Origin of the sequence: uncultured Psychrobacter sp. (assembly GCF_947495825.1) — a bacterium.
Lineage (GTDB): Bacteria > Pseudomonadota > Gammaproteobacteria > Pseudomonadales > Moraxellaceae > Psychrobacter.
On record NZ_CANMAH010000003.1, the window covers coordinates 189,519 to 207,581 of the forward strand.

The window sequence follows — 18,063 nt, forward strand, 5'->3', positions numbered from 1 at the left end:
GCATATCAAGCTACTAGCAGCAGTAGTAAATGCCAGTATAAATAAACACCTTATAAACCGATTTTTTCTACACTCGTTTAGGTATCTCGTTCATGCACAAAGAAGCAGGTACGTAGCTATGAGGGATGTTCTGCTGCATAATATAAATAGGATAGACGTGTAAATACGATAAAAATATAGTCAGCTCAATATAAAACAGATACAGTGGGACTGGTGTAAATTCTATGAAGCCTTTGCTAGCTAGCGAGATAAGCAAGAGGGTTTGCACCAGTCACGCGTCATATTATTGTGTATCCATTTTATTTAGTATTGACTATAGAAGCCAAAATGTTTGAACGTTTAAAATGGAGAATAACAAGATGAAGGGCCAATCACTATTTCATCCGCTACAGCGCAAACTACAACGCAGCATACTGACAGCTATTGTAAGTACAGCGATGACCACAGGTGCTAGCGCACTAGCGATCAGTGCCATGACTGTCTCTAGTGCCCAAGCTGCCGTCATTACTACTGACTTCTCTGATCTTGTACAGCAGGTAACTCCAGGCGTGGCGCGGGTCAACGTAACCAAGACTGTCAGCGAAGCTGAGCTGGCCAAAGCTCAAACTGCCGACTTATTGCGCAAGTTCTTTGGTGATCGCGTACGTATCCCTGAACAGGCGGTGACACCAACGATTGAACATGCTTATGGTACCGCGTTTTTTGTGACCTCTAACGGTTATATGCTTACCAATCATCATGTAGTAGAAGGGGCGGATAATATCACGGTCACTTTAAATGATCGTACAGAGCTTGATGCAACGTTGATTGGGAGTGATGAGCGCTCGGATGTAGCCGTATTAAAAGTATCAGGTAGACAGTTCCCAGCGCTGCCTATCGGCGACTCCGATCTTATAAAAGTCGGTGAACCTGTATTGGCCATCGGCTCACCATTTGGCTTTGATTACTCAGCATCCGCTGGCATTGTGAGTGCCAAGTCGCGGAGCTTCTCACGCGAGACCAGTGTGCCTTTTATCCAAACGGATGTGGCGCTCAATCCTGGTAATTCTGGTGGGCCGCTATTTAATCAGCGCGGTGAAGTCATCGGTATCAACTCACGGATATTTAGTGGTACAGGGGGCTACATGGGATTGTCATTTTCAATCCCGATAGATGCTGCGATGGATATTTATGAGCAGCTCAAATCTAATGGAGAGGTAGCGCGTGCTTACTTGGGTATCTATCCGCAAGATATTGACCGTAACTTGGCTGAGGTCTATCAGTTAGCACGGCCACAAGGTGCGCTTTTGACCCGCGTATCACCAGATTCACCGGCGCAAAAGGCGGGACTTAAAACAGGTGATATTATCTTGCAGTATAACGGTAGCAAAATCACGCGAGCGTCAGATCTATTAAATCTTATCAATCGCGCGCGTCCCAATGATACTTTTCGCGCACAAGTACAACGTAATGGCAAGCAGTTGACTGTCTCAGGCAAGCTTAGTCAGGCACCAAGTGATGTCCAAGCCCAAGGTCGTGATCAGCAAAACAACGAAGTGCGCGTAGGCTTGCGTCTGCGTAATCTAACGCCAGACGAGCAAGCGGAGCTTGCAACCGTTGGTAAGACTGGCGTACTTGTCACCGCTGTTGATCCAACAGGGTTGGCCGCGCGTTCAGGTATCATGGCAGGGGATATCATTACCAATTTGCATCAAAAGCCTATAGCCAGTGCAAGCGATTTTTCTGATGCTATCTCGTCGCTACCGACTAAAGGAGTAGTGACGATTGAAGTGATGCGTCAGGGAATACCAGCGATTATCGGATTGCGTATCGAGTAGGGCCAATTATAAAAACTGGTCATAAAGGATCGTCAAAGAGACTTGTTTATCATCGACGTCGCCCTTTATAATGGCTGGTTTTTTGATTTTAGCCAAAATTAGTATTATTTATTTTTGTACGTTTATATTACAGCTAGGTATTCATGATTGACCACACCATCTATACGCTAAGTATGCTTATCGCAACAGCACTGTTAGCGTACGTGGTATTGTGGTCAGGGTTACAGACCTTTAATGCCAACCCCAGCAAGCGCTTTATGCGTATCTGGCCAAAGTTGGCATTATATTATGCTGCCTATACCATGCCGATTTGGGCACTGCTGTTAGTAATTGATCGAACACAAAACGTGACTTCGGTAGTGGCGCAGCTACCATTACCGCTAGTACTGATAGCGTTAGCAGCCATGGGGTTGTATTTTTATACGGTTATTGTGCAGCCCAATCGCTTACGTATACATCGACAGACGGTGGATATTGACCTAAAAACATCGCTGAACGTAGCAGTACTAGCGGATTTACGCATCGGATTATATAGTGGCAAACCTCGACATATACGTAAGCTTGTGGCGACGATCAACGAATTATCAGTGGATGCAGTATTGATTACCGGCGATTGGCTTTATTATCCAGGGGCTGATTTGGTTGGGCAATTGATGCTTTTTAAAGGGGTCAATAAGCCTATTTATACCGTCATGAGCATCTCGGATTTACGTTATCAATCGATGAATACGACCAAGCAAGGTCAACCTTTATTAGAAGATACTTTGGCTTGTGCTTTTGATGTACTCGACATTACCTATATTGGTCAGCAGTGCCGATTACTACCACCGATTGCAACTCACCTCGCCAAAAACGCCACACCAAGTGCGCAACCAAAAAGCTCAAACCTGACATCGCATGTTGCGATGCTGTGCGGCTGGCAAGATATGCCGTCATCTTATAAAGGCAACAGCCCAAAAGTTGATGCTAAGCAAACTTGTAAAAATCCCGTAGCAAAAACATCTCAGTTACCCAAACCTACTCAAAATCACGCTGCCGATAGCGATATCATCGTGGTGGCTAACAAAGCGGATCTATGTACTAAAATCGAAGAGTCGGTATTGCCAGTTATTATTCTGGCGTCACGCTTTGATAGTATTACGGATTTGCCAAAGGCATTGAAACCAAGACCGCTATTGATAGCAGCGGCGGCAAAATCAGCAAAATCTAGCGAAAAACTAAGCAACCTACCCAAGCCGCAACGCACTAATAGTGATGCTCGTATCAAATCTGCTATTTTTTCTTATGCAGGCTTTGATAATGCGCGCGGTTTATATCAGCATGCTAGCGCTCAAGTATTTGTCAGTAGTGGCATCGGCACGCGCGGGTTGCCATTTCGTCTCCGTCGTCCTACCATTGATGTATTGACGATTCGTTAAAAGTAAGTAAAAAATTTATTAAGGTTAATACTTGGTGTTAGACGCACTTTTGTAGCAAAGAATATAAGTTTTTATTCTCTACAAATAATAGCCAATTGACGCTCAATTGTTAGTGAGTGACTAAATCAAAATATGCTACACTATCGAGCATTTATAACAGCAGTTAATAATAAGGTTTATTTAGTCAAACATTCATCACAATTGGGTGTTGAGCGAGCAGCAGTAATATGAAGCAAGGCAGTAGTCCTTGCATACGACCTATCATGTAATAGCTTTAATCAAAGCTAAGACAATACAGTAAGGCACAGTTATGAGTACAGCATACGACGATATCCAAACCCGACTACAAGGCTCAATGGTAGCTTTAGTAACACCCATGCACCCTGACGGTACGGTCGATTATAAACGTCTGGCCAAGCTTATAGACTGGCAGATTGAGCAAGGCACACATTGTCTTGTGGCAGTTGGGACTACAGGTGAGTCTGCGACCTTGTCTATGCAAGAGCATAGCGATGTTATTTGCTACTTTGTCAAGCATGTCAATGGCCGCGTGCCAGTCATTGCTGGGACAGGTGCTAACAATACGATGGAAGCAATCAAGCTTACTCAAGATGCTAAGGAAGCTGGAGCGGACTGTGCTTTATTGGTTGCACCCTACTATAACAAGCCGCCTCAAGAAGGCTTGTATCAGCATTACAAGGCTATTGCCGAAGCTGTGGATATGCCGCAGATGCTCTACAATGTACCAGGTCGTACGGTTGTCGATATTGCCCAAGAAACCGTAGAGCGTCTAGCGGATATTGATAACATTGTGGCGATTAAAGATGCGACTGGCTCTGTTGAACGCGGAGAGCAGTTGATTAAAGCAGTCGGTGATAGAATGGTGGTTCTATCTGGTGATGATGGCACTGCGCTTGATTTGATGAAAGTGGGCGGCAAAGGAAATATTTCAGTAACTGCCAATGTCGCGCCTAAAGCGATGAGTGAAACCTTCTCAGCTGCTCTACGTGGAGATTTTGATACAGCGTATGCAGTACATGATGTCGTTAAGCATTTGCATCGTGATTTATTTATTGAGTCGAGCCCTATTCCAGCAAAATATGCGTTACATAAAATGGGTATGATAGATACAGGTATTCGTTTACCGCTAGTATGGCTGGCCAAAGAACATCATGCCACGATTGATACTGCCTTAGAACAGGCAGGTTTATTATAAACATCGGCTAAAAACCAATCATTAGATATGGTAGGCACAGTATTCGTGCCGTATCTAAATAAGTATCGATTGCTAACTCTGAGAGATAATATGATGAAAGCATCATTAACGACCCCAAAACGATTGACCGCCATAGTGACTTTAGTGTTAAGTAGCACTTTAGTATTAAGTGGCTGTCAGGCTACCAAAGAGCTACTTGGCAAGCGTGACAATGGCAGCTTAGAATACCAAGATAGTAAAAAGCTTGCGCCATTAGAGATGCCTGTCTCCCAAGAAGCAGCACCATTTGTGCCTTTGTACCCTACGCCAAATCTTGGAGCAAACACGCTCAAGCTACAGAATGAATCAGGCAAGCAGTATCGGCTACCAAAGCCTGAACGCGCGGTTCCAGTAACTGCTGCCCCTGCTAATTAGTAATCTAGTCTTTTACGTACTATATTGCAGCCAATACTTTGGCCGTGGTTGCACGTTTTTATTACCTAAGTTTGAATGAACAGGATCCTCTACCATGCAAAAGCAACAATTGCTCTATAAAGGCAAAGCCAAATCTGTCTATGAAACCGAGGACAACGATTTTTTAATTTTGCACTTTCGCGATGACACCTCGGCGCTCGATGGCAAGCGTATCGAACAATTGGCACGTAAGGGCGAGGTTAATAACCGCTTTAATACTTTTATTATGCAAAAACTTAGCGAAGCTGGCATTGAGACGCATTTTGAAAAACAGCTCTCGAGCGATGAAGTGCTGGTCAAGCGTATGGACATGTTGCCAGTTGAATGCGTGGTGCGCAACTACGCCGCGGGCAGTCTGGTGCGCCGCTTAGGGTTAGAAGAGGGGCAGGTATTGACGCCGCCAACCTTTGAGCTGTTTTATAAAGATGACGCGCTAGGCGACCCGATGGTTAATGAGTCACTGGCCGTAACCTTGGGCTGGGCGAATGATGATCAGCTTGCTAAAATGAAAGAAATCAGCTATCAGGTGAACGAGGTATTAAAAGACTTGTTTGATAAAGGTGATCTTATCTTGGTTGACTTTAAACTTGAGTTTGGCGTCTTTCATGACCGCATCGTCTTAGGTGATGAATTCTCACCAGACGGTTGCCGTATTTGGGACAAGAACACTAAGAAAAAACTGGACAAAGACCGTTTCCGTCAATCTTTGGGAGATGTGATCGAAGGTTATGAAGAAGTCGCTAAACGTATTGGTGTGCCTCTAAACTAAATACTGAGCTAGATGTTATATCGACCTTGTGACACCTTATGGCAATGAAACATTACAAAACCGAGCCTTATGCTCGGTTTTTTTTTGGCAAAATTTTACTGCAAGTGCTGTTAATAATTGTCCTCAATACCTATCTTTATTTTTATGATAATTTATGAATATCGTTAAATATAAGAAAAAAGGTCCATTGATGCCCCAGCCAAATAAACTTAACCTAGATATAACTCCTGAATCGTCCGCTTTGATTATAGAGCCAACATGGTTTACTCGTCCGACCTGCGTAGTCGCTGCTGATTTGGTCGGTAAAGTTCTATGTAGACGATTAACTGATAGCGATGGCAACGAAAAAACGCTGCGTATGCGCATCTCAGAAACCGAGGCTTATATTGGTGAAGACGATCCTGCTTGTCATTCGCATGCGGGTACTCGTACGTCACGTACCGAGATTATGTATGAACAAGGCGGTGTATTTTATGTTTATTTGACCTACGGCGTACATCATATGCTCAACCTTATCAGTGGGTCTGTAGAGACACCTGAATCGGTACTCATACGAGCTGGATTTTTGGCAGATAATAGTGATCGGTTAGTAGACGAGCAGCAGCTTAGCGCTGATAAGCAATTGACGCATCCAAAGCAGTTTGCTGGGCCTGGGAAGTTAACCAAACGCTTGCAGATTGACCGTAGCTTGTATGGCCAAGCTATCTGGCCTACATCGAATGTCTGGATTGAGGATGATGGTTGTCAGCCGCCATTATCATTACGTCCTCGTATCGGAATCGATTACGCTGGTGAGGCAAAGGACTGGCTACTGCGCTACGTATGGACGGACCATCCTTCTTTATCAAAAAAGTAAGGGGTGCTAGTGCTTTGTATTATGTATTTAGTCAAAAATTGGAGATTAACAAATGTATAAGCTAACGGTTTTTATTCCAGATAATGCTTTAGAGTCGGTGAAGTCTGCTCTATTTAATGCGGGTGCTGGGACTATTGGTAATTATGAGCAGTGCTGCTGGCAAGTACAGGGAACGGGGCAGTTCAAGCCATTGACAGGTAGTACGCCGCATATTGGTATACATGACAAACTTGAAGAAGTTGATGAATGGCGAGTTGAAATGGTGGTTGATGAGGACGTCATTAATGAGGTCATTGCGGCACTAAAAGAGGCGCATCCTTATGAAACCCCAGCGTATGATGTCATAAAGATCTTAGATTTTTGAAGATGAATGTTATAGAGATGACTGTCACTTTTTAAAATAAAAAATGACATATAAAAAAAGGCCAAACAAAACCACTTGCTGGTTTATTTGACCTGGGCATCAAAACTTTAACGATGCCAAAAGCTTTATGTAAATGACATACTTCATAAAATTTAAGCTTAAAAGATAAAAAAAGTTTTAATCGAATTATCTTAACTTGTTATCGATATTAGATTTTTTGATGGCCATGAAGAAACCTTATGAAAAAGATTTTACGTTCTATACCCGAGCTGACTTAATCTTTGAAATAATTTCTTACATACGCATGGTAGTCTATAAAACTTGATAACAAATGTCGGTAACGTTAATAAAATGTAAATGAAAAGAAAAGGGGAGTAACAATTTGAAGGAAGCTAAATAATAAAAAATATACTTTATTTGCAATTTAACTAACATTTTATTTTATGCAATTGTAGGAATAACAAGGCATAGAAGATAAAAACAATATTCGTGTAAGCATATGCTTACAGAAGATGACGCTTACGCGACTTAACATGAAGATAATATTTTGACACTATAGTCACACGGCATTAGGGAGTATGACTCAAGGATTGAGTTCACCGCATTAAGGATAATGATTCACTTATCGGCATCAGGATGATAACAATAAGTGGAGTAAGGATACTAACCTATGCTGATAGCAGCAGTAAACGCTGTGATAATCGTAGTAAAAAGGGCAGGATGCCTAGTATCACAATATACTGAATATTATGCAAGGATGTATAACAGACAGTCGTGATAGGTAATATGGATGGTTAACAATAAAACCGCATAACAATTAATTGCTATGCGGTTTTATCGTGTCTGGAGGTTGGGAAAATTGTATGCTATCAAAGCCTATGCTTATCTGAATCGTTAGTTATCTAAATGGTCAGAAAATAAATACCTGCTAATTATTATATTAAGAAAGCTTATTAGTTGATAGATAAATCACTAACAATCAAAAAACCGCATGGATTTCATGCGGTTTTTATGTTTTAAAATAAGACTATTCTAAATATTATCTATTGTATTTTTCTAAAAAACACATTAGTAGTTATTTTCGCGGCGCCAGTCATCTACTTCACGTTCGGCATCATCTTTACTATGGCCATAACGTTCTTGTACGCGGCCAACCAGCTTATCGCGGTTACCTTCGATGTGAGTGAGGTCATCATCAGTGAGATCAGCCCACTTCTGCTTAACCGCACCTTTCATTTGGTTCCATTCGCCTTTTAGAGTATGTTCATTCATTGTTATATTCCTTCTATTATTATCGAATTAAGTTATGAGACAATTATTCCATCTGCCTTCATTCAACACTCAGTCGCTATTGGTAGAAGCCAATATGCTAACTGGTGATATCTAATATAAGTGCTAAGAATTGCCTTGTCTGTATACGCAATGTTTAGAGTGTTACTTCATTATGGTTAACTGCTTAACTTTGTTATGGGTGACTTATCTATGTAATAAATAAGCACAAAAACTATAACGTGCTACTGGCACAAGTCTTCCTTGCTTACTGTGCCTATACAGACAGAGGCTACGCAAAATTTTTATCATCCGTAATATATCGGCCCTAAAAACGCTATCTACGCGAATCTATACCTACAAAGTCAAAATCGACAGGCGGTTTGTCACCCTGTATCAATAAACTAATCGCTTTTGCTGAACCACAAGCATGTGTCCAGCCAAGCGTGCCGTGACCCGTATTAAGCCATAAATTATCAAAACTAGCGTTTGTATTGTGACTACCGTGACGGATATTACCCCTATGCGCGCGTCCTATTAAGGGTACATTTGATGGGGTCATCGGTCGCAGTCCTGTCCAATATTGCACAGAGTTGGCAATGATGCCTTTCGGGAATAACTGCTGTACACGGCGCGTGATGGCTTGGCAGCGTATAGTATTCAAGTCTAAATTATAGCCGTTAAACTCTGCTGTGCCCGCGACGCGCAATTTATCGCCAAGGCGTGAGGTAACCAGCTTAAACTCATCATCAATGAGACTGATAAAGGGTGCTAGGTGCGGGGCGCGGGGATTGACTTGATAAGTGGCTGAGTAGCCTTTAGCAGGGAAGATTGGTAGATGAATATTAAGTGGCTTCATCAAGGCGACACTATAGCTACCAAGTGCCAATACATGGCTGTCTGCACTAAAAGTTTGTACATTTTCGCCTTTGGGACGGATATTGATGCTATGGATATGCGGGCGACTAGAGTGGGCGTCAGCGTTTAATGCCAGTACCTCGGTGTCATATAAAAACTGTACACCAGCATCAGCGCAGCGCTCAGCTAAGCGCTGGGTAAATAGATGGGCATTACCCGATTCATCGCGACTGGTATAAGTAGCGCCTTTGAGCTTATGGGCAATAGGATAAAGCGCTGGCTCCAGACTGGCCGCATTATTAATATCAATGATATGACGCTCACAGCCTAGCGCTTGCATACGCTCTGTTGGCGCAATAGCAGCGTCAAACTCAGCTTGGTCGGTATAAAAGTGCATGATACCGCGCTTTTGCTGCTCGTAATCAATACCAATGTCAGCACGTAGCTGCTGCAAGGCATCTCTAGAATACAATCCTAGACGTACCATTTGCACCAAATTGGCATCGGCTTTATCTGCACGGCACTCTTGCAAAAACTGCATCGCCCACTTAAGCTGTGCCTTGTCAGCTCGCAAACGATACAGTAGTGGCGCGTCTTCTTTAAATAGCCACTTAAGCGCTTTCATTGGAGCAGTAGGATTGGCCCAAGGCGTCGCGTGCGAGACCGATATCTGCCCGCCATTAGCAAACGACGTCTGCATTCCCGCTGCAGATTCACGCTCAATGACAGTCACATCATAGCCAGCTTGGCGAAGATACCATGCGGTAGTCACGCCCACCACGCCCGCTCCGAGTACCGCAATATGTGTCATGAGTAAAGTCTCTTAGTGACTGTTTTAGCTGCTTGTTTGGCAGTTTGCTGCGGTTTGGACCACGCTACTTTGGACGTGCGACATCAGCTTGAAGTGCTGTTGGCAACTCCAATAGGGTAAGGTCGCTATCATCAAGATGTGCTGGACGTGCAACGACTAGCGCTTCAAAGCCATCATTGGTAGCAATGGCATTGACCACTTGGATTTTATCAAGCTTATCCCCTGCTGCTGGCGCATCACCTGTCCCGCTAACATAGTGCAAAAACGCCTTGGGCGCCGCTTTAAAGTAAATGCGAGCGATAACTTCTTGACCTAAATAGCAGCCTTTGTCGTAGTCCATACCACCGCGCTGATGCAGACGCAGCTCTTGCGGCTGAAACTCACCCTGCGTTGCCGCCACGATCCAATAGTTGCCAGTAGCAATACTTCGCTGCATCCAAGCTTGAGTATCTTCTGCTGTATTATGCTCATCCTTATGGCTAAAGGTTGGCTCATCGGCGAGCACACAAGGATAAATGGCTGTTGCTGCACTGGTCTCAAACTTCGAAAACGCTCCAAATTTCTTTAAATGTGCCTGTAAAGCGTCTACACAATCAGCGCTAGTCACCACGTCGTAATGTTTTTCGTCTTGTTTTTTAATCCAAAGTCCAAATTCAATACGTCCTTTTAAGTTACTAAGGGCAGTTGGTTGATAGCTAAGGCCAAGCTTGGTCACATCACAAGTTAATTGTCCTTGTAAGAATTTTTCAGCATCTTCACCTTGGATGGTTAATTGAGAAAACTGCGGCAAAGTCGAGACGTCGGTAGTTTGAGTCATTGTTATTATCCTTCTAATAAGAGCTTACTTATGAATAACTGGGTCTTAGATATAAGGAACAAAAGAAGCAAATTGGTGCTTTTATCCCTTATTAGACAAGCGAATATAAAATTAAATGAGGTTAAGAAGCGTACCATAAAAAGCACTGTCATAAGAAACGCTATGGTTAAGGTTTAGATTGGGCGCAGTGCCCAATTTTCAACCGTACAAATTGGTTAAAGCAAGCGAGTTACGGTACAATGTTATCTCTAGTCTAGGGTCTAGGCTAAGTCTAGAATAAACCTAAAGTTACTGGCTGCCGAGGAAATAATGAGCTTACCCAATTGTCCAAAATGTGATGCTGAATATACGTACGAAGATGGTGCGTTACTGGTATGCCCTATGTGTGCTCATGAATGGACGGCAGCTGAGACTGACGCGGCTGAGGCAGAGGCGCAAGACGCGGTCATTCGCGATGCTGTCGGCAACGAGCTACAAGATGGCGATGCCGTGACCGTCATCAAAGACTTAAAAGTTAAAGGCTCATCCATCGTTATCAAAGTAGGCACCAAAGCAAAGAGTATTCGCCTATTGCCAGATGCGAGCGATGGCCACGATATTGACTGTAAACTTGATGGCTATGGCCCCATGAAGCTTAAATCTTCAGTCGTTAAAAAGGCTTGAGACGATAAGTTTAACCAACAAGTTTAATGATGTTTAAGTGAAAAAACTTACTTTTAATAAAACAATAGAGAATAACCATGAGCACTAAAAACGAACAACTATTTGCGCAAGCTCGCAAACATATTCCAGGCGGTGTCAACTCACCAGTACGCGCCTTTGCAGGGGTAGGTGGTACGCCCATCTTTATGCACCGTGCCAGCGGCAGCAAAATCTATGATACCGAAGACAATGCCTATATCGATTATGTCGGCTCGTGGGGGCCAATGATCTTGGGTCATGCGCACCCAAAAGTGATCGATGCGGTCAAAAAAGCTGCTGATGATGGGTTAAGCTTTGGGACACCAACACCGTTTGAAACCACGGTTGCCGATAAGATCTGTGAGATTGTCCCAAGCGTTGAGATGATTCGTATGACCAGCTCTGGTACAGAAGCGACCATGAGCGCCATCCGTCTGGCACGTGGCTATACGCAGCGTGACAAAATCGTCAAATTTGAAGGCTGTTATCATGGCCATTCAGATAGCTTGTTGGTCAAAGCAGGCTCAGGCATGCTGGATATTGGTGAGCCAACTTCAAAAGGCGTGCCAGCAGATTTTGCTAAGCATACCATCACCATTCCTTACAATGACCCCCAAGCGATTAAAGATTGCTTTGAGAAATGGGGCGAAGAAATTGCCTGCGTCATCTTAGAGCCGATCGCTGGCAACATGAACATGGTTATTCCAACTCAAGAATTCCATGATACGTTGCGCGCAGAGTGTACCGCTAATGGCGCGGTACTTATCTTTGATGAAGTCATGACGGGCTTTCGTGTCGGTTTGGGCGGTGCGCAGGGACACTTCGGTATCGACCCCGACTTGACCTGTTTTGGTAAAATCATTGGTGCAGGTCTACCAGTAGGTGCCTTTGGCGGTAAAGAAGACATCATGTCTTGTATCGCGCCACTTGGTGGTGTCTATCAAGCGGGTACGTTGTCAGGTAATCCGCTAGCGATGCGTGCTGGTATCGCGATGTTTGAAGACCTAACGGCAGACGGCTTCTATGATGAATTATCAGCGAAAGTAGACAAACTCGTTGATGGTTTTCAAGCGGCGGCTGACAAGCATGGTATTCATTTGCGTACCAATAAATTGGGCGGTATGTTTGGTATGTTCTTTGTCAGAGACAACGAGACGACTGTACCTCAGAACTTTGATGATGTGACAGAGTGCGATATGGATGTGTTTAACACTTTCTTCCATGGTATGTTAGATCGCGGTATTTATTTGGCGCCCTCTGCTTATGAAGCCGGCTTTATGTCTATTAAGCATAGCGATACAGATATCGAAGACTCGATCAAAGCGGCCGATGAGATATTTGCCCAAATGGCTAAAGCGTAATTAGATAGTTTTAGCTTTGAACACTTAAACTTAAAACCAGCCTTTGCGCTGGTTTTTTTGTGGCTAATTTTTATTATACTCTATGATTTATTTGCTTATATTTCAAGTTGCGTTCACCATAAAAAGTGAGTAGAGGCTAGAAAAAATCATGCTCTACTCGTTTGCAAAACAGAGAATAAATTGTGCTATTCTGAAGCTAACAATGATCACGAGCAAGGATGCCAACTGATGAATACCAGTGCTGAAAATAACGCCCCCAGTAATACTGTCCCTCCATTATGGCAAGCCACGTATGAAAAATATGGACTAAGAAACAATCTAAATGTGTTAGAAGATAAGCATAACCTACTAGATTTATTACAACCAAAGATTGAGCAGCATAGCGATTCTGTGGCTTTTAGTATGGGTCCTGCCACGCTGAGTTTTGCGCAATTAGATATCGCTAGTCGCCGCTTTGCCGCCTTTTTACAAGCACAAGGCATCAACAAAGGCGATCGCATCGCTGTCCAACTGCCCAATATATTGCAGTATGCTGTGGTATTGCTCGGCTGCTTGCGGGCAGGAGCGGTACTGGTCAATGTTAATCCTATGTATACCCACTATGAGTTGGCGCATCAGCTGACAGATGCTCAAGCCTGCGGTCTTATCATCCTAGATGGTATGGCCTCAGCTTATGAGCAGCTAGATGGTGGCATTAAAGCGCAACTGCAATGGGTTGTGAGATGTTCTATCGATCCTAATGCTGCAGCCACGGACAATGACATCGCGTTATTAAGCCAGCTTAGCGCCAAGCCAGTCGACAACTCATCCATAACCAAATCAGCGACAGCTAATACGTTAGACTCAAAGGACCACATAAAGTTTGCACACATCTTACAATCGCAGCGCGAGCAAGACTTTAAAAATGTGACCATTGAGCGTGAAGATTTGGCATTGTTACAATATACAGGAGGCACGACTGGTAAGCCAAAAGGCGCCATGCTGACCCACTATAATGTCATGGCCAATGTTTGTCAGTGTTATGCGATGTTTGGCAGTGCGATTGAAGCGGGTCGTCGTGAGCAAATTAAGATACTCAATCCGTTGCCGCTCTATCATATTTTCTCCTTTACGGTTTGCGGCTTGCTGGGTATTTATGGTGGCTGGGAGGATATATTGGTCACCAACCCACGCGATATCGATGGTCTAGTCAAGACCATTGAACAGCATCGTCCACATGTCATTCCATCGGTCAATACCTTGTTTATCGGTATGCTACATCATCCAAAGTTTGCCAGCCTTGATTTTAGTCGCTTGGCGCTAACTATCGGTGGCGGTACAGCAATTATTAAAGCGGTCTCTGATCAGTGGCAGCAAGTCACTGGCATGATAATCAATGAAGGGTACGGCATGTCTGAGACTTCTCCTGTTATCTCTTTTAACCCACCTGGTATTAGCCATTTTAATGGTAGCGTAGGGCTGCCATTAGCCATGATGGATATCAAAATCATTGATGAAAATGACTCAGCATGTGCGATTGGCGAGCCTGGAGAGGTAGGCATAAAAGGTCCACAAGTGATGCGCGGCTATTGGCAACAAGATAATACCAACACCTTTACCGAAGATGGTTATTTTAAATCAGGTGATATCGGGGTAATGAATGAAGAAGGGTTTTTGACACTCGTCGATCGTAAAAAAGATATGATACTGGTTTCAGGATTTAATGTTTATCCTAATGAAGTAGAAGCAGCATTGACCGCGCATCCAAAAGTGCTTGAAGTGGCGGTGATTGGTATTGCAGATGAGCATAGTGGTGAGGTGCCAAAAGCCTTTGTGGTCAAAAAAGAGCTAAGCTTGACCGTAGAGGAGTTACAGGCTTTTACAAGCGAGCGTCTAACAGGTTATAAACGCCCGCAATCATACGAGTTTATCGATGAGCTACCTAAGACTGCGGTAGGTAAGATACTGCGTAAGTCTTTACGTTAGTAGTGTAAAAAAGTACCAGTAAACTACTTCCGTCCGACTTTATCAAACTTGCGGTCACTTAAGCTTAAGTTGCCGCGCAAGACGTCACCATACATACGAAAGTCGCTGACGAAGCTTTGTAGTGGGTATTTAAATGTGGCTGGTTTGTTTTTTTCAAAAAAGAAATGTCCAACCCAAGCACAAGCATATCCTGCTGCAATACCTTTGAGTAAAGGTTTTGGTGAGCGCGTCTTAACCGACTTTGCCAGTCCTAATAAACCAAAACTGCTCCCAGCAAAATGCAGACGGCGACAAATAATGTTTTGATGCTCATTTAGATAGAAATCGTAGAATCCTTGCTCAGAGACAAGGTCTACTTTAGTGATATCTGTGCCAACAATTGCATCTTTTGTCTCTATGTTGGCAGTAGCTCGAGATTGAGTACGGGTAGATTGATTCATTACGGCAGCTTCCTTTGCTTATTATTTGGACTAATAGAGAACTATCAATACTTGGTGACTACATCAATAGGGGAAGATCAACAATGCAAGATCAATAATAAAATAGACACCAAGATAGAAGTTACAGTTATTAGTAATTATTTTAAATTATCAATGTTACTGGTTAATAATATGACTTATTTAGAATGTAGCAAAGGGTTATAATGAACACAAGTTATTGAATGTACCTTAATAGAAATGCTTTAATAGCAAAGCTCGTCTGCGGCACTACGATAAAATTCAAGGCTTGTAAACTTAATATTCAAAGCAAGTACTGTTTATTACAACACTTGCGGTTACTACTATATTCTTCTACACCATCCTACAGGATAACGATTTTTCCTATGCTCAATCCTACGCTTAGTAATGACATTATAGATTCGCCTCTCGCTGATGATGAACTGATGGCTGCCATCGATATCGGTTCGAACAGCTTTCATTTAGCTATTGCTCGTCTTGATCATGGAGAAGTGCGAAAAGTAGTCTCCATGTCCGAAAAAGTACAGCTAGCAGCAGGATTAGATGAACATAATATCTTAAGCGCTGCTGCTGAAAAGCGAGGTCTAGAATGTCTTAGCCGCTTCGTTGCACGTCTGGACTCAGTCTCTGCTTTGCGCATACGTGTCGTTGCAACAAACGCGCTGCGCCAGGCGAAAAATGCCAATGATTTTATAAAGCGGGCCAATGAGATACTACCCAAGCCAATTGAAATCATCTCTGGACGTGAAGAGGCGCGACTGATATATCTTGGTGTTTCTCACACCAATGCTAGTAGTGATAAGCGTCTGGTTATCGATATCGGTGGCGGCTCCACTGAGTTTATTATTGGAAAAGGTTTCGATCCATTATTGACTGAAAGCTTACAGATGGGCTGTGTGGCCTTTACAAAGAAGTTTTTTGCAGATGGGCAAATTACCAAAGAGAATTTTAATCGTGCTATCGTTGCGGCTCGCAAAGAAGTACTGGCTATTAACGGCCAATATCAAAAGACAGGCTGGAGTAGTGTGGTTGGCTCTAGTGGTACGATTAAAGCCGTGCGTAATGTGTTGGTATCTAAAGGCTGGTCAGATGAGCAAGAGCGCGTCACTTATCAAGGGGTCAAAAAATTAGAAAAACTGCTCATCAAAATCGGTGATGTAAATGACATTGAGTTAGAAGGTGTGAAAGAGCACCGTAAGGCAGTGTTTCCCGCAGGCGTAGCGGTACTACGTGCTACGATGAAAGTGCTTGGCATTGAGACTATCGTTTACTCTGATGGCGCGCTACGAGAAGGAGTAATGTATGACATGCTTGGACGCTTAGCTAGCGAAGATGTCCGTGACCGTAGTGTGCTTGCATTAATCAAACGCTATTCAGTAGATAAAAAACAAGCCAGACAAGTGGTTAGAACTAGCCGCCATTTGTTCAAACAAGTCAAAGATGACTTACAATTGACCAATGATGATGCTGACGTATTGAGACGGGCAGCATATCTGCACGAGATTGGTCTTGCAATTAGCCATAGCAGTTATCATAAGCATAGTGCTTACTTGCTTGAATACTCGGACATTCCGGGGTTTTCGCAAGTCGACCAAAAGCGTATGGCACAGCTGATGCTCAACCATAGACGCAAGCTCAAAAGCGATATGCTTGAGCAGACGTGTAATATTGGCGGTAATGATTTGGTCTATCTATGCTTACTACTAAGGCTTGCGGTCTTAGCGCATCATAGCCGTAGTGAGTATGATCTACCTGACATGCGCCTTGTCATCACGGATACCAACTGCTGGCAAATTACTGTCAGTACCGACAAAAAGCACTATGCATTCTTATTTTCAGATCTTTGTGTAGAGACTGAACAGTTTGCAAAATGGGGTGTTAAGCTCAACGTAATTGAGGCCACGTTATCTGCCTAGACGTTGGGCGTTGATTAGTTAATTAAGCCAATTAATTACATTACAAAAGCATTGTTAAATGCCACAGTATATAAATTGTGCTACTATAAGTTTTATTGAGTTTACAACTGTACTTTATTTAGCCTCAAATAATTCATGACACGTAGTAACATATAAATTATACAAAACGATAGAAAGGAAACGTCTATGAGTACCGTCTGGGATAGCGTTCAGCTTGCACGGCATGCCAAACGTCCATTATTTATGGACTATGTCAATCAGCTGTTTACAGAGTTTGATGTATTGCATGGTGACCGTGCCTATGCCGATGACAAAGCAATTGTAGGTGGATTGGCCCGCTTGGATGGTATGCCAGTCATGGTCATTGGGCAACATCGTGGTCGTAGTACGCGCGAACGCATTGCTCATAACTTCGGTATGGCAAACCCTGAAGGTTATCGTAAAGTCATACGTTTGGTAAAGATGGCAGAGCGTTTTAATATTCCTGTGATGACCTTTGTAGACACTCAAGGTGCGTACCCTGGTATTGGTGCCGAAGAGCGTGGACAGGCGCAAGCGATTGCAGAAAGCATTGCTGTATTCTCGAGTTTAAAAGCTCCTATTATTGTCACTATCATTGGTGAAGGCGGCTCGGGCGGTGCATTGGCAATTGGGGTGGGTGACAAAGTAAACATGCTGCAAAACAGTATTTACTCCGTTATTTCTCCTGAAGGCTGTGCTTCAATCCTATGGAAAACGGCAGAAAAAGCGAAAGATGCAAGTGAAGCTTTGAAGTTGAATGCAGATAACTTGTATCAACTGGGACTCATTGATGCGGTCATCGAAGAAGGTGAAGGCGCACACGTCCATCCACAGCCAGTAATGAACTCTCTTAAAGCGCTACTGCTAGAACAGCTTGATGAAATCAAAGACATGGATGCAGACGCTCGTTGCGAGCAGCGCTACGAAAAGCTCAAAACCTTTAATTCAGAGGTCATGCTGCCTTGCTAGCTGTGTAGCATAATACTGATTTGTTATTACTTTTGTTTGATGAC

The 18,063-nt window shown here is 43.3% G+C and carries 16 protein-coding genes; 12 read left to right on the top strand and 4 right to left on the bottom strand.

Translation table 11 applies throughout. The annotated features are described in order from the left end of the window. Positions 1 to 437 precede the first annotated feature (437 nt). The 7 genes from Q0895_RS05085 (at position 438) to Q0895_RS05115 (ending at position 6,893) form a co-directional block, all read left to right on the top strand. Entirely contained in the window at positions 438 to 1,817 is a 1,380-nt protein-coding gene (locus Q0895_RS05085; RefSeq protein ID WP_299186240.1) for a Do family serine endopeptidase, read from the top strand. A gap of 143 nt (positions 1,818 to 1,960) precedes the next feature. Continuing rightward, a complete protein-coding gene (locus tag Q0895_RS05090) occupies positions 1,961 to 3,235 on the top strand; it encodes a hypothetical protein (RefSeq protein ID WP_299186047.1) in 1,275 nt (424 codons plus the stop codon). Between the two features lie 310 nt (positions 3,236 to 3,545). Continuing rightward, positions 3,546 to 4,451 (top strand): 4-hydroxy-tetrahydrodipicolinate synthase, encoded by a 906-nt coding sequence (dapA, locus tag Q0895_RS05095; protein ID WP_058367899.1) that lies wholly within the window; start codon positions 3,546 to 3,548, stop codon positions 4,449 to 4,451. A gap of 90 nt (positions 4,452 to 4,541) precedes the next feature. Next, positions 4,542 to 4,865, top strand: a complete 324-nt coding sequence (locus Q0895_RS05100) for a hypothetical protein (RefSeq protein ID WP_227511675.1) — start codon at positions 4,542 to 4,544, stop codon at positions 4,863 to 4,865. A gap of 94 nt (positions 4,866 to 4,959) precedes the next feature. Next, positions 4,960 to 5,673, top strand: coding sequence for a phosphoribosylaminoimidazolesuccinocarboxamide synthase (purC, locus tag Q0895_RS05105; RefSeq protein WP_058367900.1), 714 nt, complete (start codon positions 4,960 to 4,962; stop codon positions 5,671 to 5,673). A 190-nt stretch (positions 5,674 to 5,863) separates the two neighbouring features. Next, on the top strand, positions 5,864 to 6,529 hold the full coding sequence (locus tag Q0895_RS05110) for a DNA-3-methyladenine glycosylase (protein ID WP_299186053.1): 666 nt from the start codon (positions 5,864 to 5,866) through the stop codon (positions 6,527 to 6,529). Between the two features lie 52 nt (positions 6,530 to 6,581). After that, on the top strand, positions 6,582 to 6,893 hold the full coding sequence (locus tag Q0895_RS05115) for a YqfO family protein (protein WP_075103359.1): 312 nt from the start codon (positions 6,582 to 6,584) through the stop codon (positions 6,891 to 6,893). A 1,068-nt stretch (positions 6,894 to 7,961) separates the two neighbouring features. Here the strand turns inward: Q0895_RS05115 and Q0895_RS05120 are convergent. The 3 genes from Q0895_RS05120 to Q0895_RS05130 form a co-directional block, all read right to left on the bottom strand. After that, a complete protein-coding gene (locus Q0895_RS05120) occupies positions 7,962 to 8,165 on the bottom strand; it encodes a CsbD family protein (protein ID WP_299186058.1) in 204 nt (67 codons plus the stop codon). A gap of 334 nt (positions 8,166 to 8,499) precedes the next feature. After that, entirely contained in the window at positions 8,500 to 9,831 is a 1,332-nt protein-coding gene (locus Q0895_RS05125) for a D-amino acid dehydrogenase (protein WP_299186060.1), read from the bottom strand. 64 nt (positions 9,832 to 9,895) lie between these two features. Beyond that, a complete protein-coding gene (locus tag Q0895_RS05130) occupies positions 9,896 to 10,648 on the bottom strand; it encodes a folate-binding Fe/S cluster repair protein (RefSeq protein ID WP_299186063.1) in 753 nt (250 codons plus the stop codon). Positions 10,649 to 10,957: 309 nt separating this feature from the next. Here Q0895_RS05130 and Q0895_RS05135 point away from each other — a divergent pair, with 309 nt between their 5' ends. The 3 genes from Q0895_RS05135 (at position 10,958) to Q0895_RS05145 (ending at position 14,655) form a co-directional block, all read left to right on the top strand. Further along, a complete protein-coding gene (locus Q0895_RS05135; protein ID WP_299186065.1) occupies positions 10,958 to 11,311 on the top strand; it encodes a zinc ribbon domain-containing protein YjdM in 354 nt (117 codons plus the stop codon). A gap of 77 nt (positions 11,312 to 11,388) precedes the next feature. Then, entirely contained in the window at positions 11,389 to 12,690 is a 1,302-nt protein-coding gene (gene hemL / locus Q0895_RS05140; protein ID WP_299186067.1) for a glutamate-1-semialdehyde 2,1-aminomutase, read from the top strand. A 228-nt stretch (positions 12,691 to 12,918) separates the two neighbouring features. Continuing rightward, positions 12,919 to 14,655 (top strand): AMP-binding protein, encoded by a 1,737-nt coding sequence (locus Q0895_RS05145; protein WP_299186068.1) that lies wholly within the window; start codon positions 12,919 to 12,921, stop codon positions 14,653 to 14,655. A 23-nt stretch (positions 14,656 to 14,678) separates the two neighbouring features. Here the strand turns inward: Q0895_RS05145 and Q0895_RS05150 are convergent, their stop codons facing one another. Then, positions 14,679 to 15,095 (bottom strand): DUF962 domain-containing protein, encoded by a 417-nt coding sequence (locus tag Q0895_RS05150; protein WP_299186070.1) that lies wholly within the window; start codon positions 15,093 to 15,095, stop codon positions 14,679 to 14,681. 383 nt (positions 15,096 to 15,478) lie between these two features. On the opposite strand from Q0895_RS05150, the gene ppx reads away from it, so the two are divergent. Both ppx and Q0895_RS05160 read left to right on the top strand, forming a co-directional pair. Beyond that, positions 15,479 to 17,029 (top strand): exopolyphosphatase, encoded by a 1,551-nt coding sequence (ppx, locus tag Q0895_RS05155; RefSeq protein WP_299186071.1) that lies wholly within the window; start codon positions 15,479 to 15,481, stop codon positions 17,027 to 17,029. 186 nt (positions 17,030 to 17,215) lie between these two features. Next, a complete protein-coding gene (locus Q0895_RS05160) occupies positions 17,216 to 18,019 on the top strand; it encodes an acetyl-CoA carboxylase carboxyltransferase subunit alpha (RefSeq protein ID WP_299186074.1) in 804 nt (267 codons plus the stop codon). Positions 18,020 to 18,063: the final 44 nt, after the last annotated feature.